Genomic DNA, 26,494 nt, shown 5'->3' with positions numbered 1-26,494 from the left:
CTATTCCAGCAAAAGGTGACGGGCAAGCCCTTCGATGTAGGTTTCGTCCTGGCCGTTGGGGTGTGCCTCAAAGGCCAGGTGCAGGTATTCGTGGGTCAGGTCGAGGCGGTCCTGCAGGGTGAGGACGCCGCGCACATAAATGCGCTGGCGTTCGCGGTCGACGAACGGCCGTCCGAACGCGAGCTTGCAGACCGCAAAGGTGCTGACCTCGTTGTAGCCGGTTTCGCCTTCCAGCCTCGGGCGCCAGCCGCGCCGCTGCTTCTGCAGCCAGTCCTGGGCGGCGGGCAGCGCCTCGCAGGAGGCGACCGGGTTGTCCCAGCGGCTGAGGCTGGCGCGCGGATAGGCGTGCAGCAGGATCGCGTCATAGCGCTGGCCCGCGTTGGCCTGTTCGACGGCCTGCTGCCAGGCGAGCCTGTCCGGGCCCGGCTGGTCGGAGTGGTAGGTGACGGTGCTGCCGGCCAGCACCAGGTCCGCCGTCCACGCCGCGATCCCGCGTGACTCGGCGGACGCCGGACGCGGCGCCACCCGCTGGCGGTTGCTGCTGTCGTCGATGCTCAGGCATTCGCCGCTGCGCGCGGCGTTCTGCAGCAGGTAGGTGCGGATCGCCACGGCCAGGGCCTTGGCGGCTTCGGCGGGCTCGGGCTTGGCTTCGCGGTCGAGGACGCGGGCGACGTACTCTTCCCGGTCCAGCCGCGCCACCAGCCTGTCGTTGAGCAGGAACAGTTCGCCGGCGCTGTGGATATCCAATGCATTGCCGTTGGCGAACTCGACGCGGTAGTCGCCCGCCAGCGGGCCGGAGGTCACAGCGTGCCCCGCCGACATCACGCGCGCAAGCGGGTAGCGCGAGAACAGCCCCACTTCGACGCAACGCCCGGACTCCGCCGGCCACGCAGCCGGCAGCACCGAAGCCAGCGCCTGCCCGTAGTGCCGCAACACCATTTGGCTGGTGCCGCGCCCGCCCGCCCACACCGGCGCACCGTCCGCCGTCCAACCGGCGAACCCGCCCTGCCTCGACGCGGCGTCCTGGTCGCCGAGCCAACTCCAGGTCTTCACCCGCAGGCGTGCGCCCAGCTCGCCGACGGCATTGCCGTCCGCCGCGCCCAGCACCACATCGAGCAGTACCCGGCGCATCTGCGCCTGGGCGGGAACGGAGGCCAGCACCCGCAGCAGTTCGGCCACGGAAACCCGTTGCGCCGGCTGTACCGACGACAGGTCCAGCAACCATCCCGGTGCGTTGCGCGCCTGCCAGTAGCTACGCCAATCGGCAGCGGAAATGCCCAGCCGCGCCGGCTCGAAATACAGCCCGCAAGACTTCACCAACGCCTGATCGCGCTCGACCTTGCCGCCGGCGGAGCAGCAGTAGACTTCCTCTTTCGACTGCCCGCGGCATTCATAGGCCGGCTCCTGGGCGCCGGTGTCCGCCAGCCAGGCGTAGACGAACAGTTTCCACAGGCTGCCCAGCGGCGCCTGCAACGTCTCGGGCAACGGCTCACGGCTGATCAGTTGCGTGCGGTTCAGCGACAGCAGCTCGCCCTTGTACGCCAGGCGCAACGGCTCGTCCTGCGCCGTCGCCAGCGCAGGAACCAGACACAACAGCAGCCAGACCAGCGGCCGGCTCATGTCAGTTGACCGTAACCTGACCCAGGGCCGCTTTCGCTTCCTGGGCCTGATGCTGCGGCGCATACACCTGGGTGAAACGCGCCGGCGGCAGGTTGAACTGGCCCTTCTGCGAGAAGCGCACCAGATGCCGCAGGCGCAGCTCGCCGCTCAAGGCATCCACCGGCACCGCGTAGGCCAGTTGCCCCGGTTCGAAGCGGGCCTTCTCCAGGGCGGTCGGTTCGGTGCCGTCCTTGCCCTGCAGCTTGATGCCCCAAGTGGTGCGCTCGACATCGGCGCCCGGCGGCAGCGGCACTTCGAGCATGCCGTAGCGCAGCGGTCGGGCGGCTTTGCCGGTGAGGATCACTTCGTCCAGGTACAGGCTGTCGCTGGACAACGGCTTGGTGCCCACCGGCTCCAGCTTGAAGGTGAACGCTTCGTCGCCCGGCACCAGGCGCGACAGGCGCCGGGTGACGGTCACGGCCATCGGCTCGACCGAAGGTTGCGCGGTCTTGAAGCTCAACGCCGCACGCAGCGGACGCTCCTGCGTGCCGGACACCGACAGCACCGCCGGTACCGGCGCGGCGCCCTGCCAGGTCCAGAACATCTCGCCGCTCGCACCGTACTGTTTCTTCCAGCCTTCGCCCGGCGCCAGCGCGATGGTCGGCGACGCCTGCTCGATGCTGCGTTGCAGCCAGGTCAGTGCCAATGCGCGCTCCAGGGTCGATTGCTGCGGCAACAGGCGTTGCAGCAACGCCTTGGCCCGCGCCTGATCGAACGCCTGCTGCGACAGGTTCAGGGCTTCGGCGAACGGCTGCGAACTCACCGCCAGCCGTTGCTGCGCCGCGTCCACCTGACGGTTGAACGCTTCAGGCAACGCGACTTTCACCTGTTTGGCCAACGAGGCGGTCAGCACCCGTGCCGCCGCCAGCCCCAGCGCCGAATCCGGATCGCCCATCACCAGGCTGTCCTCGCCGTCGTCCATCAGGGTTTCGGCATTGCCTTCGCCGGCCTTGGCCAGGTCTTCCATCAGGCCACTGAGCAGCGTGTTGACCGGCAAGTGCATCTGCCGGGCGAACGACAGGATCAGCGCCCGTTGCAGCAGCGGCGTGTTCGGCGCCTGTTTGGCGTAGACCTCCAGCACCCGCTGCCAGTGCTCCGGCGGCAGGGTCAGCGCCAGCGCCTGGCTGGCGTTCCAGTCGGCGTAGTAGGCGTAGGCGGTCAGGAACGCGTCCGGCTCGCCGTCGAAGCCCCACCAGGTGAAGCTCGCCGACGGCCCGGCCATCTGCACCAGGCGCAGGCGGCTGTTCTGCATGATCAGGCGCAGGCGGTCGCGGATCTGCGGGCTCGACGCCAGCGACGGATAGGCGATGCTCAGCGGCAGCAGGCGGCTGGCGGTCTGCTCGACGCCGCCGTACGGGTAGCTCAGCAGATCGTCGAGGGCCGAGCGGAACAGCGCTTGCGGGCTGTCATCCAGGCGCAGGCGGATATCCGTGGCGTCCGCCGGCAGGCTCAGCGGCGTGTCGCCGGCGGCCACGTCCAGGCTCTGGGTCTGGGTGACCTGCCAGCCTTCGCCGGTCGCGGTCAGGCGCACGGCGAGGGAGTCGGCGGTCTTGCCGTCCTGCACCAGCTCCGCCGTCCACTCGCCGGACGCCAGGGCGAACGCCGGCAGCGGCAGGTAGTTGATGCCGTTGTCGAGGGTCACCGGTAGGCGCTGCTCAGTGCCGGCGTAACGGGTCACCAGTTCGGCCTTGACCGGTTTCTCGGCCTGGCTGAAGGCGAACACACCCAGTTGCGGCCGGTCGCCCTTGCGGAACGTGCTGGGCCCGCTCCACTTCAGGTACAGCGGTTTTTCCGAACGGACGAACTGCTTCTTCTGCCCCACCAGGCCGTCATCGGCGATGACCCGTGCGGTGATGCGCCAACGGGTCAGCGAGTCCGGCATCTTGAAGGTGAAACGAGCCTTGCCGTCGGCGCCGGTCAACAGCTCCGGCTGCCAGGCGGCGGTGTCGACGTCTTCGCGGCGCGGACGCTCCAGCACCTTCACGCCGCGCTCGCTGCGGTTGGCCTTGCCCGGTGCGCCGGGGCTGCCCGGCAGCGCCACGTCGTAACTGATGAACGACAGGCTGGCGCTGGTGCGCACGTTGTTGCGGCGCGGGTGGTAGAAGAACTGGTCGATGGTCGGCGCGATCTCCGGCTGCAGCGCGTAGACCATTTCATCGACGACGCTGACCGTCAGGTGAGCCGGCACCGCTTTGCCGGCGAACTGGGTGGACAGGTCCACCGTCACCGTGTCCCCCGGCAGGTAAACGGGCTTGTCGGTGCTGATCGCGACGTCGATCTGCGGCGCGGCCACTTTGATCCCGGCGTTCTGGAAGCTGTATTGACCGCCCTTGGTGTACAGCGCCGAGAAGGTCATGTTCGGCGCAAAGGTGTCCTTCACCGGGATGCGCGCGCGGTACTGGGTGTCGCTGAGCTTTTCCAGCTTCAGCCAGTCGCCGCCCTTGGCCAGCAGCGCAGTGGCCTCGACCTTGTCGCGCTCCAGCGACAGCAGCGCATCGCTGACCGGTTCCGGGAAGGTGATCAGCGCCAGCGCTTCGTCGCCGGCCTTGTACTCGGGTTTGTCGAGGACGATCTCCACGGTGCCCGGCACTGCTTTCACGCCTTCGCCGGTCACCGAATGGCCGGTGGCGCCGAGCACCCGGCCGTGCTGATCCTTGAGCGTCAGGTTGTAGGTGCCCGGGCGCTCGAAGGCCAGGCTGAAGCCTTTGTCGCTGGCCGCCAGCTTGCCTTCGCCGGTGCTCTGGTCTTCCAGGCGCACCCAGCTGTAGCCGCTCGGCGTCACGGCCTTGGCCGGTTCGCTGCCGCCCTCGTTGACGTAGCTGAACGCGACCTTGTCGCCCGCCGCGCTGAACCGCTGCGGCGCGCTCAGGCGGAAACTGGCCGCGCCCCGGTCGATGAGGATTTCCTTGGTGGTCTTGACCCGGTACGCCGCGCCGTCGCTGGCGAACACGGTGAGCATGTAGCGGCTCGGCTTGTCGGCGGCCGGCAGGTCCAGGGTCGCGTTGCCTTTGCCGTCGGTGGTCAGTTCGGTGCTGGTCAGCTCCACCGGGAACTGCCCCAGGTATTGCAGCTCGTTGTCGACCATCGACAGCTGCTGGGCCCGCAGGCTCAGGGTCAGCTTGGCGTTGGCCACCGGTTTGCCGTCCGGGTAGAGCAGCACCAGGCTGCCCTTGACCGGCTCGCCGGTGCGGTAATCCTGCTTGGCCAGGTTCAGCGAGATCTCGAAGTGCGGCTTGATGTACTCCGCCACCCGGAAGGCGCTGCTGTAGGCCTGGTCCTTGTAGTTGAAGCGCAGCTCGTAACCGCCGGCCACGGCGTTGTCGGGCAACTGGAAGCGGCCCTGGGTGCCGGCCTTCGAATCGAGCTTCAGGTCGAGGGTCTGCAGCTCGGTGCCGGTGGCGTCGAGCACGCTGACGCTGACGTCCGCCGCGCCCGGCGGCACCGAGTCCCGCGCGTTCTTGAACTCGCGGCCGACGATCTTCAGCGACACCCAGTCCCCCGGCCGGTACAGCGGCCGGTCGGTGAACGCGTAGAGTTTGGTGTCGTAGATCTCGCTGTCGTAGTAGAAGTTCTCGGAGACGAACACCCCGCCCTCTTCGTCTTCGCCGATCACGAACGAACGCTCGGGGCTGACGTGCTTCAGACGCAGCAACCCATCGGCATCGGTGGCGCCGCTGCTCATCACGCCCAGGCCGTCGGTCCACAGCACGTTGGCCTTGGCCACCGAACTGCCTTCATGCTTGCGCGCCGCCCACACCAGCAACTCGTCGCCGGCGATCTTGCTCACCGCCACGGTGTTGGAGACGAACACCATGGTGGTCGCCCGGTACTTGCCCACCAGCGCTTCGACCAGGTACAGGCCCGGCTTCAGCTGGCCCAGCGGAATGTAGACGTTGCCCGGCGCGACGCTGACGAACTCGCTGGACGAACCGGCCAGCTTCACCCCTTCCGGCGGCTGGATCGGCTTGGCCTGCCACAGCGGATAACGGAATTGGGTGACCACCGGCAGGCCCGGGATCAGGGCGAACTGCGGCTGGGCGTCATACGGCGTCGGCGCGGCGATGGCGTTGCCCATCTTCAGTTCCGGCACCTCGTCGGTGACCTGCTTGCGCGACTCGTAGGAGAACGCCCGCTGCATCACCCGACGGGACTTGCGGTACCAGTTGTCCCACAGGTACGCCAAGGTGTTGGACAGGCCCTCACCCTTGAACTGGCCGTCGCTGACCACCCGGTGCAGGTTTTTCTGGCGCTTGAGGAAGTCCAGCGGCTTGTCGATCCGGTACACCCGGATATCGGCGCCGCCGTAGGGCTCCATGCGGAACCTGCGGTAATCGCGGCCCGGCGCTTCCAGGCGCACCATCGCCTGTTCGTCGCTGGCGAAACTGCTGTCGGCCAGCAGGAAGAAACTTTCGCCGGCCACCGGCGTGTAGCCGCTGGGGGCCACGGTGTCTTCGGCGTTCACGGTCGCCAATGGCAGCAGCAGCGCCAGCAGCAGAGGGATTTTCGAGCAAATGCGCAGCATGCGGGCACCGGTCATTGGGAGAGAAAGTTCAGTCGATAGACGCCGATGAAGTTGGGGTTGGCTGCGTCGGGAATCCATCGGGTGTCCTTCCATGTCATGAGTTGTTGCAGGCTTGCGGAGCGCATGCCGTTGTCGGTCGGGGTGGTGGTGCCGGTGTGGTAGGCGATGTAGCGGCCCATCCAGATCATCAGGTGCTGGTCGTCGCCCTGATCGAAGAACATCAGGTCGCCCGGCCGCGCCTGGGACACGTCGCGGCCCACCAGGCGGCTGTTGAACTGGATCAGCTTGATCGCGTTGACGTAGGGCCCGACCTTGCCGCCGCCCTGCTGCCACTGCTGGGCGAGCTTGCGCTGGTCGGCGCTCAGCGCCAGCTCCGGCGGCAGGTAGCGGTTGGACAGGCCGTTGCTGCGCAGCCACTTGTCGTCATGCACCTTCAGCGCTTCGTTGGCGGCGAAACGCACCAGCCCTGCGCAGTCCTGCTGATACCAGCGCGGGCTCGGGCCCTGGCTCAGCTGTTCCTGGGCGATGCGCACGAACCAGGCGCGGAACACCTGGGATTGCTGCGGATCGAGCGCAGGGGTTTCCATGGCGCCAGCCTCGGCGCAGAACAGCAGCGCCAGCAGGCCGAGGCGGCGGATCAGTCCGGTCACAGTGCTTTCCACTCCAGCGGCAGCCATTGCCAGTGGCCGTCGGGCTCGCTGCCCTCAGGCAGGGTCAGGGCGTATTTGCCGTAGCCGCCGAGGGTGCGCAGTTTCGGGATCAGGTAGGTCTGCGCGGCGTTGTAGAACACCGGCTCCATGTCCTGCGGCAGGCTGTCGAGGGTTTCCTGCTGCATCAGTTGGGCGATCGAGTCCGGGCCGAAGTAGATCGGCATCAGCACATCCTTGGGCAGCACGTCGGCCATCGGCGGGAAGCGCTTGTCGAGGGTGCCGAGGGCCTTGTCGACCAGTTTGTCGTCGAGGGAGAACAACAGGGTCGAGCCGTGGCGCGCCAGGCTGACCTTCATGAAGGCCCGGCCGGTGATGGCGTCGGGGTTCTCGGCGTCCTTGGCCGCATAGGGGCCGAAGTTCGAGCTGACCTGCCGCTGCCACAGGTGGCTCTGGCCTTCCTGCTTCTCCACCACCGGGAACGCGTGTTCGTCGACGTTGCCTTCATAGGCACCGACCATCGAACCGAACAGCGCACCGAGGTCGCCGTCGAGCTTGTCGCCGTCGTTCAGGCTGGCCACCAGCAGCGGCGTGTACAACCGCGAATCGGCGTACCAGCACAGCCCCGCCGCGCCGGCCACGTGTTCGGTGAGTTTCTGTGCGGCGGCCTCTTCGGCGCCCAGCTTCACCAGCAGCGGCTTCTGCGGTTCGGCGGCCACCGGCAAGGTCACGCAGGCGCTGGCGCCCAAGGGCATGGCCTGCCACACCGGCTTGAAGTCGAAGTCCGGCTGATTGTCGAGTTCGTCCATGGCCAGGAAGCTGTGCCAGCCCTTGTCGTCCATGTCGAAGCGCAGGCCGGCGAAGTTCGGGATGAAGCGCTGGTAGCCCATCGCGAGCACACTGGCGTTCACCGACAGGCGCTGCTTGATCTCCGGCGCCTTGGCCGCCAGGCCGAAGGCCTCGGGGAACAGCTTCTGGCCGCCCAGCAACGCCGCGAGCGCTTCGGGCGACACGTGGCCCGACTCCTCGGACGCGCCGCTCTGCGGGTCGTAGTACTTGGCCGGGTTGGACAGCACCACCAGCTTGTCGCCATGGGAGGCGAACAGCAGCGATTTGCCGGCGTTGTAGCTGAGCTGGTACAGCGGCACCGTGTCGCCGCCGACCTTGAGCTCGCCCAACTGGCCCAGCTGCGAGTCGTCCAGCGCCACTTTCGCCAGCGGCTCCAGCACCTTGGCCAGGCCGCCGCGGTCCATCACCAGCAGGAAATCCTTGAGCCGGCCGTCGGCCCCGCGCCACAGCGCCACGTCCGCCGGCTGGTCGAACAGTTGCTCGATCAGGCTGTCCTGCAGCTTCAGGTCATGTTCGTAGACGATCCGCCGCAGGCTGCCGATCAGGCCGAGGCGGTCGGCATGGCTCTCGTAATAGAAGACGAAATCCTCGGTGAGCGTGGCCTTGAGGAACGGCACCGCCAACAGGTCCTTGGGCAACTGGCTCAGGGAGCGGGTCTCCAGCAGCGCGTCGGGACGGCTCATGCCCAGCTTGTCGCTCGCCAGTTCCGCCGGCGGCGCCTTGGGCTTGTGCAGCAGCCAGCCCAGGCCACCCGCCACGCCGGCCACCAGGCACAGCCCGGCCAGCAGCAGCGGCCAGCGCCGGGAAGGTTGGCCGGTCGGTGTCGGGACGGCCGGAGAAGCAGCGTTATCACTCATGTTCACAAAACCCGAGATTCATCCGTGGACGGGATGCTTAATAGTTGAAAGTCTTGACCAGCAGCAGATCACCGATCGCCCGCAGGGGCACGATGAACGTTTCGCGTTTTTCGTCGACAGTGTTTTCCTGGGTCACCAGCGTGATTTGCGAGGTGATGACCTCGTTCTGGTTGCTGGCCTCCTCGAAGTTATAGCCGCCGTCGCCGAAGTTGCCCCAATAGTTGACGTAAACCAGATAGGTGCCGTGCAGCGGCGCGGTCATGGTGAACATTTCCGGGCCCGGGCCGTCGACGCCGTCCGGATCCAGGCCGCCGCCGTTGCTCAAGGCCGGGCGCGCCCAGAAGGCATGCTGGCCGTCCGGCGTGACGATGTGCAGGTCGAGCTCGGCCTTGGGGTCGTCCCAGCCCAGCACCACGCGGATCCGCGCCGGCGTGCGCAGGTCGTTGGCCTCATAGAACTGGACGCGCTTGAGCGACTGCCCTTCGGCGCTGCGCACCTCGACGCTGTTGGAGCCGGCGCCGAAGGCGTAGGGCCTGGCGAAACGCCCGTCATCGTCGGTGTACAGGTTCAGCGGATTGCCGTTCACCGCCAGGGTATGCGGCCCGCGCTGGTGGCCGAGGGCCTTGAGCTGGCCCTGGATCATCGTGCGGTTGCGCTGGATGCCGCGGTCGATGGGCGGCGTGGGGTAAGCCACCTGGGGGTTTTCCGTGCGGTCGAGCAGGCCGTGGTAGCGCCAGCCGCCCTGGGGCTCCGACAGCTCGGCGCTCGGCGCAGCCAGCAGCGCGGGCGCGCAGACCAACCCGATCAGCAGCAAAAGAAACGAACGCACGTGATGCCTCCTGCCATGCCTGACGAAACCTTGCGCCCGATCCTCGGCGCTTCACAGTGGCGCGTACTGCGTTTCGTCTGAAAGCCCCTGAAAACGGGGACGTAGAAGGCGCGAAGATTAACGATTCGGCCGTTGTTTAACAATCGGACACATCTGGATTTGCGGCAAGAATCACGCACATTTACGGTGCGTGAGCCGAATAGCGGACTTATTCGGCTCACGAAATGAGCCGAATAAACATTTGCCCAGCCAAAGCACATCAATTCGCAGCAAGAGAGCTCGCTCCCATCAGGTTGCGAATCGACCCCGAACCCCAGAATCCGGCCCTGAATTCGGCCACGCCCGGGACAGCTGCGCAGCCCGGCGGGAACACGCGCCCTCGCCATGGGGAACGCCCCGCTCATTTGCCCCTGCCCCCCCTATCTGCTAGTGTCGCGCCGGTTTAACGTCTACCGGAAACCGCCGCCATGGCCCGCAAAAAAGCTGCACTGGATTTCGAACAGTCCCTCGCCGACCTGCAAACGCTGGTGGAGCGTCTGGAGAACGGCGAACTGTCGCTGGAGGACTCGCTGGCCGCCTTCGAGCAGGGCATCGGCCTGACCCGCGACTGCCAGGCGGCGCTGGCCCAGGCCGAGCAGAAGGTGCAGATCCTGCTGGAGCGCGACGGCGAACTGGCCGAAGCCCCGTTCGATGCGGACTTGCCGGAATGATCGCCGCGTATTCGGCCGCCAGCCAGGCACGGGTCAACACGGCGCTGGAGATCCTGTTCAAGGCGCCTTTGCCGGAGCTGGCGCGCCTGTATGAGGCGATGCACTACAGCGTGATGATCGGCGGCAAGCGCGTGCGTCCGCTGCTGGCCTACGCCGCCTGCGAAGCCCTCGGCGGCAAGGCCGAACAGGCCAACGGCGCGGCCTGCGCGGTGGAGCTGATCCACGCCTATTCGCTGGTGCACGACGATTTGCCGGCGATGGACGACGACGACCTGCGCCGCGGCCAGCCCACCACCCACAAGAAGTACGACGAAGCCTGCGCGATCCTCGCCGGCGACGGCCTGCAGAGCCTGGCGTTCAGCGCCCTGCTCGACCCGCGCCTGAGCGACCTGGGCGCCGACATCCGCCTGCAGATGGTCACCGCCCTCGCCCACGCCGCAGGTCCCGCCGGCATGGTCGGCGGCCAGGCCATCGACCTCGGCTCGGTGGGCCTCAAGCTCGACCAGAAGGCCCTTGAGCAGATGCACCGGCACAAGACCGGCGCGCTGATCGAGGTCAGCGTCAGGCTCGGCGCCCTAGCCAGCGGCCGCGCCGAGAAGGACGAGCTCAAGGCCCTGCAGACTTATGCACAGGCCATCGGCCTGGCGTTCCAGGTGCAGGACGACATCCTCGACGTCGAAAGCGACACCGAAACCCTCGGCAAGCGCCAGGGCGCCGACATCGCCCGCGACAAGCCGACCTACCCGGCCCTGCTCGGCCTCGACGCGGCCAAGGCCTATGCGCTGGAACTGCGCGATCAGGCCCTGCACGCGCTGCGACCGTTTGACGCGGCCGCCGAGCCGCTGCGCGACCTGGCCCGGTACATCGTCGAGCGCCGCCACTGACGGCAGATCCGCCAAAAAGGACCTACGCGTGGGCAGGGGGCGATGCATCAGGTAAACTGCCGCATCTTTTATACCTATAACGATTCGCCTGATGCCCACGACGTTTCATGAGATTCCCCGCAAGCGCCCGACCACGCCCCTGCTCGACCGCGCGAACACGCCGGACGGCCTGCGCCGGTTAGGCGAAGCCGAGCTGGAGACCCTGGCCGATGAGTTGCGCCTGGAACTGCTCTACACGGTCGGCCAGACCGGTGGGCATTTCGGTGCCGGCCTGGGCGTCATCGAGCTGACCATCGCGTTGCATTACGTGTTCGACACCCCGGACGACCGGCTGGTGTGGGACGTCGGCCATCAGGCGTATCCGCACAAGATCCTCACCGGCCGCCGCGAGCGCATGGGCACCCTGCGCCAGAAGGACGGCATCGCCGCCTTCCCGCGCCGCTCCGAGAGCGAGTACGACACCTTCGGCGTCGGCCACTCCAGCACCTCGATCAGCGCCGCGCTGGGCATGGCCATCGCCGCCCGCCTGCAGAACAGCGACCGCAAGGCGATCGCCGTGATCGGTGACGGCGCGCTGACCGCCGGCATGGCGTTCGAGGCGCTGAACCACGCGCCGGAAGTGGACGCCAACATGCTGGTGATCCTCAACGACAACGACATGTCGATCTCGCGCAACGTCGGCGGCCTGTCCAATTACCTGGCCAAGATCCTCTCCAGCCGCACCTACGCGAGCATGCGCGAAGGCAGCAAGAAAGTGCTGTCGCGCCTGCCCGGCGCCTGGGAGATCGCCCGCCGCACCGAAGAGTACGCCAAGGGCATGCTGGTGCCCGGCACCCTGTTCGAAGAGCTGGGCTGGAACTACATCGGCCCGATCGACGGCCACGACCTGCCGACCCTGATCGCCACCCTGCGCAACATGCGCGACCTGAAGGGCCCGCAGTTCCTGCACGTGGTCACCAAGAAGGGCAAGGGCTTCGCTCCGGCGGAGGTCGACCCGATCGGCTACCACGCCATCACCAAGCTCGAACCGCTGGACGCCCCGGCCGCTGCGCCGAAGAAGGCCGGCGGGCCGAAGTATTCCGGCGTGTTCGGCGAATGGCTGTGCGACATGGCCGCCGCCGACCCGCGCCTGGTGGGCATCACCCCGGCGATGAAGGAAGGCTCGGACCTGGTGGCGTTCAGCGAACGCTTCCCGCTGCGCTACTTCGACGTGGCGATCGCCGAACAGCACGCCGTGACCCTCGCCGCCGGCATGGCCTGCGAAGGCGCCAAACCGGTGGTGGCGATCTACTCGACGTTCCTGCAGCGCGGCTACGACCAACTGGTCCACGACGTCGCGGTGCAGAACCTTGACGTGCTGTTCGCCATCGACCGCGCGGGCCTGGTGGGCGAAGACGGCCCGACCCACGCCGGCAGCTTCGACCTGTCGTACCTGCGCTGCATCCCGGGCATGGTCATCATGACCCCGAGCGACGAGAACGAACTGCGCAAGATGCTCAGCACCGGCCACCTGTACAACGGCCCGGCGGCGGTGCGCTACCCGCGCGGCACCGGCCCGAACGCCACCATCGAGAAGAGCCTGGAACCGATCGAGATCGGCAAGGGCGTGGTGCGCCGCGAGGGCAGCAAGGTCGCCCTGCTGGTGTTCGGCGTGCAACTGGCCGAGGCGCTGAACGTCGCCGAGAAACTGGACGCCACGGTCATCGACATGCGCTTCGTCAAACCGCTGGACGAAGCGCTGGTGCGCGAAGCCGCCGCCAACCACGACCTGCTGGTGACCATCGAGGAGAACTCGGTGATGGGCGGCGCCGGCAGCGCAGTCAGCGAGTTCCTCGCCCGCGAGAACGTGCTCAGGTCGATCCTGCACCTGGGCCTGCCGGACATCTACGTCGAACACGCCAAACCGGCGCAGATGCTCGCCGAGTGCGGGCTGGACGAGGCCGGGATCGAAGCGGCGGTGCGCGAGCGCCTGCAACTGCTCGACCGCTGAACACACCCTCCCTGTGGGAGCGGGCTTGCCCGCGAAGAGGCCGGCACATCCAACATCTGCGTTGAATGTGCCGACGCCTTCGCGGGCAAGCCCGCTCCCACAGTGTTTTGCGGTGTCATAAATGTTGTCTCCAATGGACTGCCCATGAAGTTTTCGCGCCTCGCCCTGCCCCTCCTCCTGCTCCCCGCCAGCCCGGCATTCGCCGACGCCTTCGAACGCGACGAAGCCCTGAAGCTGCCGGACGTGCTGATCAGCGCCAACCGCCAGGTCGAGGCGCGCAACGACAGCAGCGCCGCCAACACCGTGTTCACCCGCGACGACATCGAGCGCCTGCAGCCGCAGAGCGTCACCGACCTGCTGCAACGGGTGCCGGGCGTGCAGGTTACGCAGTCAGGCGGGCGCGGCAGCCAGCCGGGGATCTACATCCGCGGCACCCAATCGGCCCAGAGCCTGGTGCTGGTGGACGGCCAGCGCATCGGCAACGCCACCTCCGGTGACAGCAACCTGCAGCACCTGAACATCGAACAGATCGAGCGGGTGGAAGTGCTGCGCGGCTCCCGCTCGGTGATCTACGGCAGCGATGCGATCGGCGGGGTGATCCAGATCTTCACCCGGCGCGGCGCCGAGCCAGGCTTGCAGCCGCGGATGCATGTCGGTTTCGGCAGCAATCAGACCTGGGAGCGCAGCCTCGGCCTGTCCGGCGGCGATGAGAAAACCCGCTTCAACCTCGGCGCGAGCCTGGACGAGACTGCCGGCATCGACCGCACCCATGAGTCGTACTCAAGCGACAGCGACCACGACGCCTACCGCAACCAGTCCCTCAGCCTGAGCCTGAGCCACGCCCTGAGCGACGACGTCGAAGTGGGCGCCAACCTGCTGGACAACCGCGGCAAGAACGAATTCGACAGCCCGTTCGGCCGCTACGACTTCCAGACAGACACCAGCTATCAGCAGCAGCCCTACAGCGACTTCGCCGTCAGCAGTTTCAGCGGTTACGTGGACGCGCGGCTCAATGAGCGCTGGAAGTCCCGCCTGGAGCTGGGCCACAGCGAAAACCGCGACAAGACCCTCGACAAGCTCAGCGACGAACGCTCGGTGTTCAACACCTACCGCGATTCGGTGAACTGGCAGAACGACCTGACACTCGACGCCCGCAACAGCCTGATCCTGGGCGGCGACTGGTACGAAGACCGGGTCAACAGCAGCACCTCGTTCGACGAGGACAGCCGCTGGAACCGCGCCGCCTTCATCCAGCACCGCTACCAGGCCGACAGCTTCTCCACCGAACTGGGCCTGCGCCGCGACCAGAACCAGCAGTTCGGCGGCCAGAACAGCTGGAGCGGCACCCTCACCGTGCCGGTGAACCCGGACAACGACCTGTTGCTGAGCTACAGCGAAGGCTTCCGCGCCCCGACCTTCAACGACCTGTACTACCCGGGCTTCAGCAACCCGGACCTGAAACCGGAAACCTCGAAAAGCTACGAGCTGCAATGGCGCAGCCAGTTGAGCGACAGCAGCCGCCTCGAAGCGTCACTGTACCGCACCGACCTTGAGGACGCGATCATTTCCGGCAGCAACTCACGGCCGCAGAACGTCGCCTCGGCGCGGATCAACGGCTTCGAAGCGGCGCTGAAACAGGAACTGTACGGCTGGCAGAGCAACCTCGGCGTGGCGGTCATCGACCCGCGCGACCGCGACAGCGGCCACACCCTGGCCCGCCGCGCCCGCCGCACGCTGAGCTGGGACCTGGATCGGCAATTCGACCGACTCGGCCTCGGCGCCTCCTGGCAGGCGGTCAGCGGCAGCTACGACGACCTGAACAACCAGCATGCCCTGGGCGGCTATGGCCTGCTCGGGCTGCGCAGCAGCTGGGCGCTGAGCCGGGAGATCAAGCTGGACCTCAAGGTCGACAACCTGCTGGACAAGGACTACAGCCGGGTGCTGTACAGCCACGGCAGCAGCCAGTACGGCTACCGCGAGGAAGGCCGGGCGTGGATGTTCGCAGTGACCTGGACGCCGCAGCTCTGAGCGGAACTGCGGCGGGTTTTTGACTGCCGCTATCGCCAGCAGGCTGGCTCCCACCGTTTTCGCGGTGACCGCAGATTCTGCGTACATCCGAGATCCCCTGTGGGAGCCAGCCTGCTGGCGATGGCTCCACCCAGGGCACCGCTACGCAAAAACCTCAACGCCCGGGCGCAATCAACCGGCAGAGCTTGGCGGTCGCTTCGATCATCTGCCCGCTCGGCCGCTCAAGGCCCTTGTCGCTCACCCGCAGCAATTGCCCCTGACGCACCGCCGCCACCTGCGGCCAGGCTTTCCAGGCATCGAGCTGCGTCTGCTCGCCGGCCAGGATCACTTCGGGATCGCGCTGCAGCACCGCCTCGACGCTGACCTGCGGCGCCGGCAAACTCAGGTCGGCGAACACGTTGCGGGCACCGCACACCGCCAGCGCATCGCTGATGATCTGCCCGCCGCCGACGGTGTACAGCGGCTTGTCCCAGACCTGGTAGAACACCCGCAGAGGGCTTTCCCGGCGATAGCGCGTGCGGAGCGCTTCAAGGTCTTTGCGCAATGCCGCCACCCGTTCGATCCCGCGCTCAGGCCGGCCAAGCCGCCGGGCGATGGCATCGATCTGTTCGAGCAGTTGGTCAAGGCTGTGGGGTTCGGCCACGAAGGTCGGGATGTTCAGCCGTTTGAGCTGCTCGCGCTGGGCCGGGCCGACGCTGCCGGGCCAGAGCAGCAGCAAATCGGGCTGGAGGCTGAGCAAGCGCTCCATGTCGAGCTGCCCGTAGCGCCCCACCGAAGGCACTTGCTTGAGCGCGTCCGGCCGCTCGCCGGCATCCAGAACGCCCACCAGCAGGTCGGCCGAATCCAGTTCAACGACGATTTCCGACAGGGAAGGCGCGAGGCTGACCACCCGCAGGTCGGCCAGGGCCCCGCCGCTGGCGGCCAGCAGCAGAACCGCCAGCCAGAGGCGCCGCATCAACCGAGCTGACGCGGAATGCGGTAGAGGTAGAACAGCACGGCCGTGGACAGCGCCAGCAGCATCAGCGGCACGGCTTCGAGGCCGACGAACACCGCCAGCGCGCCGATCCAGGCCGGCAACGCCGCCGCCAGGAACGCCGTACGGCGACGGGCCGCCAAGGCGATCCACGCGCCGGGCTCTTCGGGGGTGTCGAGGGATTTCTGGGTGGCGATCAACGCATGCTTGTAGCGGCCGAAGAACTTCAGGCTGACGAACATCGACGCCACGCCGGCGATGAACAGCGGCATCGCCAGCACCGGCAAGACCGCCTCGCCCTGGCCGAACACGCCGTTGATCACGAACAGCGGCAGCAGCGCCAGCGCCAGGTATTTCCACCAGGCCACCGACAGGCGGCGACGCACCTGACCGCGGGTCACGCCCGGTCGACCTCGCCCTGGTGCTCGTTGCCCATCATGTGGTCGAGCTTGCTGGCCTTGGTCGCCAGGTAGAGTTTGTTGTGCGGGTTGTGGCCGGTGTGCAGCGGCACGCGCTCGGCGACGACGATGCCCATGTCGGTCAGCGCCTTGACCTTGCGCGGGTTGTTGGTCATCAGGCGCAGCGACTTGACGCCCAGGTGCTCCAGCATCGGCAGGCACATGGCGTAGTCGCGCTGGTCGGCGGCGAAGCCAAGGCGCTCGTTGGCCTCGACGGTGTCGGCGCCGCCGTCCTGCAGTTCGTAGGCGCGGATCTTGTTCAAGAGACCGATGCCGCGGCCTTCCTGGCGCAGGTACAGCAGCACGCCACGGCCTTCGCGGGCGATGGCGCGCAGGGCGGCTTCCAGTTGCGAACCGCAGTCGCAGCGCTGGCTGAACAAGGCATCGCCGGTCAGGCATTCGGAATGCAGCCGGCCCAGCACCGGGGCACCGTCCGCGATCTCGCCCAGGCTCAGCACGACGTGCTCGCGGCCGGTGGCTTCATCGAGAAAACCGTGCATGGTGAATTGCGCAAAAGGCGTTGGCAGCTTGGAAGCGGCGACAAAAACGACAGGCACCGGTGTGCTCCTGATCTGAAAAGTCTGAAGATTCGCTGGGCGGCATTGTAACAGCAGGTTCCGACAGACGCTTAGGCTGAATTGTCGGCCATATTCATCAAAAAGTTTGATGCGAGGATGGTCATGGCGAGGGCGGGCACGTCAGCCGTTCGGATCGAACGGATACGGCTGTTTCCAGCGCTCGAAGACCGCCTTGAGCTCGCCCGTCTTGACCAACTGCTCCATGCGCCGGTCATACAGCGCCATCAGGGCGCGGCCCTGGGGTGTGTCGGCGAACCCCAGGTACAGCGGCAGCTCCGCCAGATGCGAATAGCGGTACTGCGCCGGATCGTCGGCGTCCTTGAGCACCGCTTCGATCTCGGTCAACGCATCGATGTAGAAATCCACCCGACCCTGCTTGAGCATCGACAGGATCCCCGTGCGCCGCTCGATCTGGTTGTAGCGCTTGATGTTGGGCAGGTAGTTCTCGTAGCGGTAGCCCCGCACCCAGGCCAGGCGGTACTTGCCCAGGGAGGCCTGGGTCGGCGCCGGATTGCTTGCCAGCCCCAGGGCGTAGATGTGGTCGGAGTCGAAGTTCCAGCGCGGGTACAGCACCTGCTCGGCTTCATCGCGGTAGGAGCCGACCAGGGCGTCGACCTCCTTGAGCTGCACCAGCCCCACCGAACGGGTGTACGGCACGGTGCGGATGTCCAGCGTCACGCCGGCCGGCTCGAACACCAGCCGCAGCACGTCCCAGGCCAGACCGTGGCCGTCGGCGGCGGTGTAGTCTTCCCATTCCTCGCTGGCCAGGTGAATGACCGCAGGCGGTGCATCCTCGGCCCGGGCCAGGCAAGCGCCCCCGAAACCGAGCCAGACAACAACCAACAGCGCCAACCAGCGTCGAGCCATCCTTAGTCCCCCGTGCACGCCTGAGCGCTCAGGCGAAAATCCACACCAGTCCCTGCATCGCAAGCCAAGCGAACACGCCGGCCAGCACGTCGTCGAGCATGATCCCGACGCCGCCGTGCACATGCCGGTCCACCCAGCGGATCGGCCACGGCTTGAGTATGTCGAAGAAGCGGAACACCACAAACCCGGCCAGCAGCCAGTACCAGCCTTCCGGCACCAGCCACAGGGTGATCCACATCCCGACCATCTCGTCCCAGACGATGCCTTCGTGGTCATGCACCCGCAGGTCGTCGGCCACCTTGCCGCACAGCCAGAAGCCGAACAGCATGGTGATGCCCAGCATCAGCCAGTAACCCCAGTCGGGCAACATCTGCCACAACGGAATAAAGGGTAGCGCAACCAGCGAGCCCCAGGTGCCCGGCGCCTTGGGCAAGGTGCCGGAACCGAATCCGAAGGCCAGGAAATGCCACGGATTGCGCCAGACCGACGGCGGAACGCATTCGGCCGGAACCTGTTTCGGGTGATCTGTCACGGTGACTCCTGAAAATGTTGATAACCCCGGATCTGCGGGGTGATGTCGCGTCCGTCGCGGTCGAGCAGCGCCACGCCCTGCCCCTGCGCCACGCGGCCGATCACATGCACCGGCCACCCGTCGGCCAGCAGCGCCGGCAATTCGACGGACGGCAAGGTGAAGGCCAGCACGTAGTCGTCGCCGCCGCTCAGGGCCGCACGCTCGGCGCCCGGTTGGCCGAGGAACGCCACCAGTGCGTCCGACAGCGGCACCCGCTCGCGCTCCACCTCCAGCCGCACGTTCGACGCCAGGGCGATGTGCCCGCAGTCGGCGAGCAAGCCGTCGGAGATGTCCAGCGCCGCCGTGGCCTTGCCGCGCAGCGCCTGGCCCAAGGCCAGTTGCGGCTGCGGCGACCAGTAGTGCGCCAGCAGCGGTCCTGCGACATCGGCCGCCGCCTCGCGCTGCCCCAGCACCAGCGGCAAGGCACCGGCGGCATTGCCCAGCTCGCCGCCGACGCACAGCAGGTCGCCTGGGCGCGCGCCGCTGCGGGTCAGGGCCTGGCCCGCCGGCACGCGGCCGAACACGGTCATGGTCAGGCTCAGCGGCCCACGGGTGGTGTCCCCGCCCACCAGCGCCACGCCGCAGCCCTGGGCCATCTGGCTCAAGCCGCGGGCATAGGCCTGCAGCCAGTCGGCGGTCACCGAAGGCAGGGTCAGGGCAAGGGTAAAGGCAACGGGCGTGGCACCCATGGCAGCGAGGTCGCTGACCGCCACGGCCAGCGAACGCTGACCGAGCAGGAACGGATCGCAGGGGTCGGCGAAATGCACGCCGGCCACCAGCGTATCGGTGGAAACCGCCAGCTGTTCCCCGGAAGGAACCGCCAGCAAGGCGCAGTCGTCGCCGATCCCCAGGGCAACGCCCTCGCCGCCCTGCGCACAGGGCGCGGCGGCGAAGAAGTTGCGGATCAGCTCAAACTCGCCCATGAGGTCTCAAGCGCCGGTCAGCGCTTGAACGCCTTCACTTCAGCTTCACGCAGGCGCGGGGCCAGTTTGTCCAGCACGCCGTTGACGAACTTGTGACCGTCGGTCGAACCGAAGACCTTCGCCAGTTCGATGCCTTCGTTGATCACCACGCGGTAAGGCACGTCGACGCGCTTGAGCAGCTCCCAGGTGGACAGGCGCAGCACCGCCAGCTCGACCGGATCCAGCTCTTCGATGGCCAGGTCCAGGCAAGGCGTGAGCGCGTTGTCGATCTCGGTGCGGTTGGCCGGAACCCCGTGCAGGATCTCGCGGAAATACGCGCCGTCGACATCGGTGAAATCGTTGTCGACCCGAAACTGTGCCTCGATCTCGTTCAACGAAGCCCGGGCCATGTGCCACTGGTACAGCGCCTGCGTCGCGAGCTGACGGGCTTCGCGGCGCTTGGCGCTCTTCGAGGGCTTGCCGGCGTTCGCTGGTTTGGGATCGCGCGGGTTGAAACGATCGCTGTCGTCGCTAATCACTTGGCCTCCAACTGCGCCAGCAGGCTGACCATTTCCAGGGCGGACAGGGCAGCTTCGGCACCTTTGTTGCCGGCCTTGGTGCCGGAACGTTCGATGGCTTGCTCGATGGAATCGACGGTCAGCACGCCGAAGGCGACCGGTACGCCGAACTCCATGGAGACCTGGGCCAGGCCCTTGGTGCATTCGCCGGCCACGTATTCGAAGTGCGGGGTGCCGCCACGAATGACCGCGCCCAGCGCGATGATCGCTGCGAATTCGCCTTTCTGGGCGACTTTCTGCGCGACCAGCGGAATTTCGAAGGCGCCCGGTGCGCGGATGATGGTGATGTCGCTTTCGCTCACGCCGTGGCGAACCAGGGCATCGACTGCGCCGCTGACCAGGCTTTCAACCACGAAGCTGTTGAAACGGCCCACTACCAAAGCGTAGCGGCCTTTTGGAGCGATGAAAGTACCTTCGATGGTCTTCAGGGTCATTCGTCAGATCTCTTAAAGAGCCGGGACGCGTCTGTTACGCGCCCCTCAGGGATATTTGAACCGCGAATCAAGGGCCGGAAACAACCGGTCATCATTCGGAGGGCACGTATTCTACAACTTCCAGATCGAAACCGGATATCGCGTTGAACTTCATCGGCGCGCTCATCAGGCGCATCTTGCGCACGCCCAGGTCGCGCAGGATCTGCGAACCGGCGCCGACGATGCTGTAGGTGGTCGGCTTTTTCGCCGCCGCCTGATCGCCGGTCTCGCGGATGTGCGCCAGCAGCACGTCGCCGTCGAGCGGGTGACCGAGCAGCAGCACCACGCCGCTGCCGGCCTCGGCCACGGCGGCCATGGCGGCGCGCAGGCTCCAGCGGCCCGGTTGCTTGACCATCAGCAGGTCGCGCAGCGGATCCATATTGTGCACGCGCACCAGGGTCGGCTCTTCGGCGCAGACGTTGCCCAGGGTCAGGGCCATGTGCACGTCGCCTTCGACCGAATCACGGTAGGTGACCAGGTTGAACTGGCCCAGTTCGCTGTCCAGCGGCTGCTCGGCGATCCGCTGAACGGTACGTTCGTGGATCATCCGGTAGTGGATCAGGTCGGCGATGGTGCCGATCTTGATGTTGTGTTCGGCAGCGAAGGTTTCCAGTTCCGCGCGGCGGGACATGGTGCCGTCGTCGTTCATCACTTCGCAGATCACCCCGCTCGGCTCGAAACCGGCCATGCGCGCCAGGTCGCAGGCGGCTTCGGTGTGGCCGGCGCGGGCCAGGGTGCCGCCGGCCTGGGCCATCAGCGGGAAGATGTGGCCGGGGCTGACGATGTCTTCGGCCTTGGCGTCCTTGGCGGCCGCCGCCTGCACGGTGCGGGCGCGGTCGGCGGCGGAGATGCCGGTGGTCACGCCTTCGGCGGCCTCGATCGACACGGTGAACTTGGTGCCGAACCCGGAACCGTTGCGCGGCGCCATCAGCGGCAGCTTCAGGGTCTCGCAGCGCTCGCGGGTCATCGGCATGCAGATCAGGCCGCGGGCATGCTTGGCCATGAAGTTGATGTGCTCGGCCTTGCAGCATTCGGCGGCCATGATCAGGTCGCCTTCGTTCTCGCGGTCTTCGTCATCCATGAGGATGACCATCTTGCCTTGGCGGATGTCTTCAACCAGCTCTTCGATGCTATTGAGCGCCACAAGGCACCCCCATTCTTTCAGAAATTGAGTTTCAGGATTTGAGATAGCCGTTGGCGGCCAGGAAGCTTTCGGTGATGGTGCCGCCGGCGCTCGGCTCGGCGGCCTTGTCGCCCAGCAGCAGGCGCTCCAGGTAGCGCGCCAGCAGGTCGACCTCCAGGTTCACCCGGCGGCCCGGCTTGTAGGACGCCATGATGGTTTCGCTCAGGGTGTGCGGAATGATCGTCAGCAGGAACTCGGCGCCGTCGACCGCGTTCACCGTCAGGCTGGTGCCGTCGACGGTGATCGAGCCCTTGTGGGCGATGTACTTGGCCAGTTCCTTCGGCGCGCGGATGCGAAATTCCACGGCGCGGGCGTTGTCGCTGCGCGACACCACCTCGCCGACGCCGTCGACGTGGCCGCTGACCAGGTGCCCGCCCAGGCGGGTGGTCGGGGTCAGGGCCTTTTCCAGGTTGACCGGGCTGCCGCTCTTGAGGTCATTCATGGCGGTGCAGTCGAGGGTTTCGCGGCTGACGTCGGCGGCGAAGCCGTTGCCCGGCAGTTCGACCGCCGTCAGGCAAACGCCGTTGACCGCGATGCTGTCGCCCAGCTTGACGTCGCTCAGGTCGAGCTTGCCGGTTTCGACATGCACCCGCACGTCACCGCCCTTGGGGGTCAGTGCACGGATGCTGCCGATGGATTCGATGATGCCGGTGAACATGGGGTTCTCCTTGAGAACGGCGCCTGCGCTAACGCGATGGCCGGTAATTATACGCTCGCGGCAGGCAGAGGGATTGCGGTGACTCGCCAGTCATCGCCCACCGCGCGGATTTCGCTGATTTTCAGTTCCGGCGCGTCCTTCATATACGCCAGCGGCCAGTCGAGCAGCGGACGCGCCGCAGAGCCCAAGAACTTGCCGGCGATGAAGATCACGAACTCGTCGACCAGCCCCTGCTGCGCAAAGGCACCGGCCAGGCGCGGCCCGGCTTCGACCAGCACTTCGTTGACGCCGCGGCCGGCCAGTTCGGCCAGCAGCCGGCGCAGGTCGACCTGGCCGTCATCGCCCGGCACGTGCAGGCATTCGGGGCCGTCGACGTGCTGCTCTTCCACGGCCGCGCAGGTGGCGACCAGCGCGGGACCGGCCTTGAAGAACGGCGCATCCAGCGGCACCCGCAGGCGGCCGTCGACCAGCACCCGCAGCGGCGGCCGGCTCATGGCCAGCGCGGTCTGCGCCGCATCCAGCCCCAATTCGTCAGCCCGCACGGTCAAGCGTGCGCCATCGGCCAGCACCGTGTCGGCGCCGGTCAGCACCACGCTGGCCTGGGCCCGCAGGCGCTGCACCGCCGAGCGCGCGGCGGGGCCGGTGATCCACTGGCTCTCGCCGCTCGCCATGGCCGTGCGGCCGTCGAGGCTCATGGCCAGCTTGACCCGCACGAACGGCAAGCCGTGCTCCATGCGCTTGAGAAAGCCTTCGTTGAGCTTGCGCGCCTCGCCTTCCAGCACCCCGCTGGCGGTGGCGATACCGGCGTCGGCCAGGCGTTGCAGGCCCTGGCCTGCGACCTGCGGATTCGGATCCTGCATCGCCGCCACCACCCGCCCGACGCCGGCCTTGACCAGCGCGTCGGCGCACGGCGGCGTGCGGCCATGGTGGCTGCACGGCTCAAGGGTGACGTAGGCGGTGGCGCCCCGGGCCTGCTCGCCGGCGGCGCGCAGGGCGTGGACTTCGGCGTGGGGTTCGCCGGCGCGTTCGTGCCAGCCTTCGCCGACGATCTGCCCGTCGCGCACGACCACGCAGCCGACCCGCGGGTTCGGGTGGGTGGTGTAGTGGCCCCTGCGCGCCAGCTCCAGGGCCCGGGCCATGAAGTGCGCGTCGAGGATGGCCTGTTCGGCGGCGGTCATTCTTTCACCGGTTCGCGGGCCAGGCGGTCGATCTCTTCGCGGAACTCGTTGAGGTCCTGGAAGCGGCGGTACACCGACGCGAAGCGGATGTAGGCGACTTCGTCGAGTTTTTTCAGTTCGGCCATCACCAACTCACCCACCACGAGGGACTTGACCTCGCGCTCGCCGGTGGCGCGCAGCTTGTGCTTGATGTGCACCAGGGAGGACTCGAGGCGCTCGACGCTGACGGGACGTTTCTCCAGCGCACGCTGCATGCCGGCGCGCAGTTTCTCTTCGTCGAAGGGTTGGCGGCTGCCGTCGGTTTTGATCAGGCGCGGCAACACAAGCTCGGCCGTCTCGAACGTCGTGAAACGTTCGCCGCAGGCCAGGCATTCACGCCGGCGGCGCACCTGCTCGCCCTCGGCGACCAGACGCGAGTCGATGACCTTGGTGTCGTTGGCACCGCAGAAGGGACAGTGCATGGTGGCTGGCAACAAAAAATGGGAGGGCCATGGTAGCGCATCCCCGTGGCAAGACAAGCCATAGGCTTTGCGGTATACAGACTGCCATGATCTGACGATCCATGGATTTCACTTTTACGGAGCCGCCAATGCCGTTACGTCCGCTCGTTTTGCTCAGTCTCTTCGGCCTGCTGGTGGCCTGCGGCAGCGATGCGCCCAAGCCCCAGCCGCCGACACCGGGCCCTGCGCCGCAGCAGGCGCAGAAAAAGGCCCGGGAAGCCGCCGACCTCGGCCCGCTGCCGGCCTACCAGCGCGAGCTGAGCGGCACCCTGCAAGGCGTGCCCGCCGGCGCCGAAGTCGAACTGGCGCTGCTGGTGATCGACGAGAAGGACCGGCCGCAGCAACTGCTGGCCAGCGCCACGCTGATCGGCAACGACCGGGCGCTGCCGTTCCACCTGCGCTTCAACCCCGACGCCTTCCCCGCCGGCGCCCGGGTCGAGCTGCGAGGCCGCGCCAGCCAGTCCGGCCAGTTGATCCTGCACCTGCCGTCGCAGGCCATCACCCAGCCGACCACCCAGGCACTGGGCCCGCTGCAGTTCGTCAAAGCGCCATGAATGCACCGTTCGACCTGCAGCAGGCCTTGAGCGGACTGCTCGGCGACGCCCGGCTGGTGGCTTGCCCGCTGCCGGGCACCGATCTGCGCCTGTGGCTGATCGACGGCGACAACATGGCCCGGGAATTCACCCCGGACGAAACCCGCCGCATCCTCCACGAGCCGCCATACTGGAGCTTCTGCTGGGCCAGCGGCCTGGCGGTGGCGCGTTACCTGGCCGAACATCCCGAATGGGTCAGGGGCAAGCGCGTGCTGGACTTCGGCGCAGGCTCCGGCATCGCCGGGATCGCCGCCGTGAAGGCCGGCGCGCTGGAAGTGGTGGCCTGCGACCTCGACCCGTTGGCGATTGCCGCGTGCCGGGCCAACGCAAGCCTCAACGGCGTGGAGATGGGCTACTCGACGGACTTCTTCGCCGAGGCGGATCGCTTCGACCTGATCCTGGTCGCCGACGTGCTCTACGACCGGGCCAACCTGCCGCTGCTCGACGCGTTCCTCAGCCGTGGGCGCGAGGCCTTGGTGGCCGACTCCCGGGTGCGCGACTTCCGCCATCCGCAGTACACCCGCATCGAGATGCTGGAGGCCATGACCCTGCCGGATCTGGCCGAACCGGAAGAGTTCCGGCATGTCAGCCTTTACCATGCGCGGCGCTAGCCAACCGCTTCCGGCCACACCCCGCCACCCCGTATAGTTGCCCCATCCACGCTTTCACGAGAGCCCCCATGAGCGAGCAAACGCCCTACATCTTCGACGCCACGACCGCCGATTTCGACCGGTCGGTGATCGAGAACTCCTTCCACAAACCGGTGCTGGTGGATTTCTGGGCCGAATGGTGCGCGCCGTGCAAGGCGCTGATGCCGATGCTCCAGGGCATCGCCGAGAGCTATCAGGGCGAGCTGCTGCTGGCCAAGGTCAACTGCGACATCGAGCAGGACATCGTCGCCCGCTTCGGCATCCGCAGCCTGCCGACCGTGGTGCTGTTCAAGGACGGCCAGCCGGTGGACGGTTTTGCCGGCGCGCAGCCCGAGTCCGCCGTGCGCGCGATGCTCGAGCCCCATGTGCAGATGCCGCCGCCGGCCGCCGCCGACCCGTTCGAACAGGCCCAGGCGCTGTTCGACGCCGGCCGGTTCGCGGACGCCGAAGCGGCGCTGGTCGCGATCCTGGGCGAAGACAACACCAACGCCAAGGCGCTGATCCTGTATGCCCGCTGCCTCACCGAACGCGGCGAGCTGGGCGAGGCGCAGACCGTGCTCGACGCGGTCAAGAGCGATGAGCACAAGGCCGCGCTGGCCGGGGCCAAGGCCCAGATCAAGTTCCTCGGCCTGGCCCGGGACCTGCCGGACGCCGCCGAGCTCAAGGCGCGCCTTGCGCAGAACCCGCAGGACGATGAAGCGGTGTACCAACTGGCGATCCAGCAACTGGCCCGCCAGCAATACGAAGCGGCACTGGACGCCCTGCTCAAGCTGTTCATCCGCAACCGCAGCTACGGCGAAGGCCTGCCGCACAAGACCCTGCTGCAAGTGTTCGAACTGCTGGGCAACGATCACCCGCTGGTGACCGTCTACCGGCGCAAGGTGTTCGCGGCGCTGTACTGACCGGTCACTCGGTCCAGCTGTAGAGCGGCGTATCCCCGCCGCTCGCCACCTTCACCTGCGACGAGTGGCGCAGCCGCACCAGCAGGCGCTTGCCCGCCGCGGCGCTGCCGGTCAGCCCTTCCAGTTGCTCCAGCAGGTCCGGCCCGCTGAGCTGCCCGGCCTTGCGCAGCAGCTCCTGCGCGGTCTGCCACAATGCGTCGTCCTGATTCGACGGTTTCGCCGCAGGCGTTGCGGCGGCCTGCGGCGCCGCCTGCAAGGATGCGCCGAAGTGCGTACCGAGCCGCGCCCAGTCGCCGTCATCCAGTTCCAGCGTCAAGTCCACCGGCACATCGCCGACGGTTCCGCGTATCCGCAACATAAGCTTCGCTCCCGCATCTGTATGGCCGGCATGCTCCCATGGCCGGTGCGCAACGCCAAGCGCACGATGAGCGGCCTCCGGGCAGATTCTCCGGGAG

At 67.2% G+C, this 26,494-nt stretch carries 26 protein-coding genes; 8 read left to right on the top strand and 18 right to left on the bottom strand.

The genetic code is table 11. The annotated features are described in order from the left end of the window. Positions 1–1,425, bottom strand: a complete 1,425-nt coding sequence (locus CAG41_RS13295) for a DUF2300 domain-containing protein (RefSeq protein ID WP_371917480.1) — start codon at positions 1,423–1,425, stop codon at positions 1–3. On the opposite strand from CAG41_RS13295, the gene CAG41_RS29165 reads away from it, so the two are divergent. After that, entirely contained in the window at positions 1,324–1,629 is a 306-nt protein-coding gene (locus CAG41_RS29165; RefSeq protein ID WP_371917479.1) for a hypothetical protein, read from the top strand. The genes CAG41_RS13295 and CAG41_RS29165 overlap by 102 nt on opposite strands. On the opposite strand, the gene CAG41_RS13290 is transcribed toward CAG41_RS29165, so the two are convergent. Genes CAG41_RS13290 through CAG41_RS13275 form a run of 4 tightly spaced genes read right to left on the bottom strand, consistent with a single transcriptional unit; the run spans position 1,622 to position 9,363 of the window. After that, a complete protein-coding gene (locus CAG41_RS13290; RefSeq protein ID WP_085707083.1) occupies positions 1,622–6,196 on the bottom strand; it encodes an alpha-2-macroglobulin in 4,575 nt (1,524 codons plus the stop codon). The genes CAG41_RS29165 and CAG41_RS13290 overlap by 8 nt on opposite strands. Further along, entirely contained in the window at positions 6,193–6,858 is a 666-nt protein-coding gene (locus tag CAG41_RS13285) for a DUF1175 domain-containing protein (protein WP_371856128.1), read from the bottom strand. Before CAG41_RS13285 ends, CAG41_RS13290 begins: the two co-directional genes overlap by 4 nt. Next, complete coding sequence (locus tag CAG41_RS13280; protein ID WP_085585912.1) at positions 6,828–8,534, bottom strand: DUF2138 domain-containing protein; 1,707 nt, start codon at positions 8,532–8,534, stop codon at positions 6,828–6,830. Before CAG41_RS13280 ends, CAG41_RS13285 begins: the two co-directional genes overlap by 31 nt. Positions 8,535–8,571: 37 nt before the next feature. Continuing rightward, positions 8,572–9,363, bottom strand: a complete 792-nt coding sequence (locus tag CAG41_RS13275) for a YfaP family protein (protein ID WP_085585910.1) — start codon at positions 9,361–9,363, stop codon at positions 8,572–8,574. A 467-nt stretch (positions 9,364–9,830) separates the two neighbouring features. On the opposite strand from CAG41_RS13275, the gene CAG41_RS13270 reads away from it, so the two are divergent. From CAG41_RS13270 to CAG41_RS13255, 4 genes are all read left to right on the top strand, one after another. Then, positions 9,831–10,073 carry an exodeoxyribonuclease VII small subunit gene (locus CAG41_RS13270; RefSeq protein WP_085585908.1) on the top strand — a complete coding sequence of 81 codons (243 nt, stop codon included), beginning with the start codon at positions 9,831–9,833 and terminating at the stop codon, positions 10,071–10,073. Then, the gene (gene ispA / locus CAG41_RS13265) at positions 10,070–10,957 is read left to right on the top strand and encodes a (2E,6E)-farnesyl diphosphate synthase (RefSeq protein ID WP_085656265.1); all 888 of its coding nucleotides are present in this window, start codon (positions 10,070–10,072) and stop codon (positions 10,955–10,957) included. The genes CAG41_RS13270 and ispA overlap by 4 nt, the downstream gene beginning before the upstream one ends. A 91-nt stretch (positions 10,958–11,048) precedes the next feature. After that, positions 11,049–12,947 carry a 1-deoxy-D-xylulose-5-phosphate synthase gene (dxs, locus tag CAG41_RS13260; protein ID WP_085585904.1) on the top strand — a complete coding sequence of 633 codons (1,899 nt, stop codon included), beginning with the start codon at positions 11,049–11,051 and terminating at the stop codon, positions 12,945–12,947. A 144-nt stretch (positions 12,948–13,091) separates the two neighbouring features. Further along, complete coding sequence (locus tag CAG41_RS13255) at positions 13,092–14,975, top strand: TonB-dependent receptor domain-containing protein (protein WP_085707082.1); 1,884 nt, start codon at positions 13,092–13,094, stop codon at positions 14,973–14,975. Between the two features lie 154 nt (positions 14,976–15,129). On the opposite strand, the gene CAG41_RS13250 is transcribed toward CAG41_RS13255, so the two are convergent. From CAG41_RS13250 to nrdR, 12 genes are all read right to left on the bottom strand, one after another. Next, positions 15,130–15,930, bottom strand: a complete 801-nt coding sequence (locus CAG41_RS13250) for a cobalamin-binding protein (protein ID WP_085694682.1) — start codon at positions 15,928–15,930, stop codon at positions 15,130–15,132. Further along, a complete protein-coding gene (locus CAG41_RS13245) occupies positions 15,930–16,349 on the bottom strand; it encodes an MFS transporter (RefSeq protein WP_085633564.1) in 420 nt (139 codons plus the stop codon). Before CAG41_RS13245 ends, CAG41_RS13250 begins: the two co-directional genes overlap by 1 nt. Next, positions 16,346–16,963, bottom strand: coding sequence for a GTP cyclohydrolase II (gene ribA / locus CAG41_RS13240; protein ID WP_085585896.1), 618 nt, complete (start codon positions 16,961–16,963; stop codon positions 16,346–16,348). Before ribA ends, CAG41_RS13245 begins: the two co-directional genes overlap by 4 nt. A 141-nt stretch (positions 16,964–17,104) precedes the next feature. Then, positions 17,105–17,851: an ABC transporter substrate-binding protein gene (locus tag CAG41_RS13235; protein WP_085638965.1), complete on the bottom strand. Its 747-nt coding sequence runs from the start codon at positions 17,849–17,851 to the stop codon at positions 17,105–17,107. 28 nt (positions 17,852–17,879) lie between these two features. Then, a complete protein-coding gene (locus tag CAG41_RS13230) occupies positions 17,880–18,383 on the bottom strand; it encodes a phosphatidylglycerophosphatase A (protein ID WP_085585892.1) in 504 nt (167 codons plus the stop codon). Further along, a complete protein-coding gene (gene thiL, locus CAG41_RS13225; RefSeq protein WP_085633563.1) occupies positions 18,380–19,345 on the bottom strand; it encodes a thiamine-phosphate kinase in 966 nt (321 codons plus the stop codon). Before thiL ends, CAG41_RS13230 begins: the two co-directional genes overlap by 4 nt. A gap of 17 nt (positions 19,346–19,362) precedes the next feature. Further along, entirely contained in the window at positions 19,363–19,863 is a 501-nt protein-coding gene (nusB, locus tag CAG41_RS13220; protein WP_085585888.1) for a transcription antitermination factor NusB, read from the bottom strand. After that, positions 19,860–20,336: a 6,7-dimethyl-8-ribityllumazine synthase gene (ribE, locus tag CAG41_RS13215; RefSeq protein WP_003228649.1), complete on the bottom strand. Its 477-nt coding sequence runs from the start codon at positions 20,334–20,336 to the stop codon at positions 19,860–19,862. The genes nusB and ribE overlap by 4 nt, the downstream gene beginning before the upstream one ends. 91 nt (positions 20,337–20,427) lie before the next feature. Further along, positions 20,428–21,519, bottom strand: coding sequence for a bifunctional 3,4-dihydroxy-2-butanone-4-phosphate synthase/GTP cyclohydrolase II (gene ribBA / locus CAG41_RS13210; protein WP_085585886.1), 1,092 nt, complete (start codon positions 21,517–21,519; stop codon positions 20,428–20,430). Between the two features lie 31 nt (positions 21,520–21,550). Further along, on the bottom strand, positions 21,551–22,216 hold the full coding sequence (locus tag CAG41_RS13205) for a riboflavin synthase (protein WP_085633561.1): 666 nt from the start codon (positions 22,214–22,216) through the stop codon (positions 21,551–21,553). A gap of 47 nt (positions 22,217–22,263) precedes the next feature. Next, positions 22,264–23,394, bottom strand: a complete 1,131-nt coding sequence (gene ribD / locus CAG41_RS13200) for a bifunctional diaminohydroxyphosphoribosylaminopyrimidine deaminase/5-amino-6-(5-phosphoribosylamino)uracil reductase RibD (RefSeq protein WP_085633559.1) — start codon at positions 23,392–23,394, stop codon at positions 22,264–22,266. Continuing rightward, positions 23,391–23,855, bottom strand: a complete 465-nt coding sequence (nrdR, locus tag CAG41_RS13195) for a transcriptional regulator NrdR (protein WP_007906838.1) — start codon at positions 23,853–23,855, stop codon at positions 23,391–23,393. Before nrdR ends, ribD begins: the two co-directional genes overlap by 4 nt. 128 nt (positions 23,856–23,983) lie before the next feature. On the opposite strand from nrdR, the gene CAG41_RS13190 reads away from it, so the two are divergent. The 3 genes from CAG41_RS13190 to trxA all read left to right on the top strand — a co-directional run bounded on the left by CAG41_RS13190 (position 23,984) and on the right by trxA (position 26,039). Then, on the top strand, positions 23,984–24,448 hold the full coding sequence (locus CAG41_RS13190) for a YbaY family lipoprotein (RefSeq protein ID WP_085585880.1): 465 nt from the start codon (positions 23,984–23,986) through the stop codon (positions 24,446–24,448). Then, complete coding sequence (locus CAG41_RS13185) at positions 24,445–25,098, top strand: methyltransferase (RefSeq protein WP_085585878.1); 654 nt, start codon at positions 24,445–24,447, stop codon at positions 25,096–25,098. Before CAG41_RS13190 ends, CAG41_RS13185 begins: the two co-directional genes overlap by 4 nt. A gap of 68 nt (positions 25,099–25,166) precedes the next feature. Beyond that, positions 25,167–26,039 (top strand): thioredoxin, encoded by an 873-nt coding sequence (gene trxA, locus CAG41_RS13180; RefSeq protein ID WP_085585876.1) that lies wholly within the window; start codon positions 25,167–25,169, stop codon positions 26,037–26,039. Between the two features lie 4 nt (positions 26,040–26,043). On the opposite strand, the gene CAG41_RS13175 is transcribed toward trxA, so the two are convergent. Next, entirely contained in the window at positions 26,044–26,397 is a 354-nt protein-coding gene (locus CAG41_RS13175) for a hypothetical protein (RefSeq protein ID WP_085585874.1), read from the bottom strand. Positions 26,398–26,494 lie beyond the last annotated feature (97 nt).

Source organism: Pseudomonas sp. B35(2017), from assembly GCF_002113645.1.
In the GTDB taxonomy this organism is placed as follows: Bacteria; Pseudomonadota; Gammaproteobacteria; order Pseudomonadales; family Pseudomonadaceae; genus Aquipseudomonas; species Aquipseudomonas ekonensis.
The sequence above is the reverse complement of the archived record's forward strand: the minus strand, read 5'-3'. Positions and strand labels throughout refer to the sequence as shown.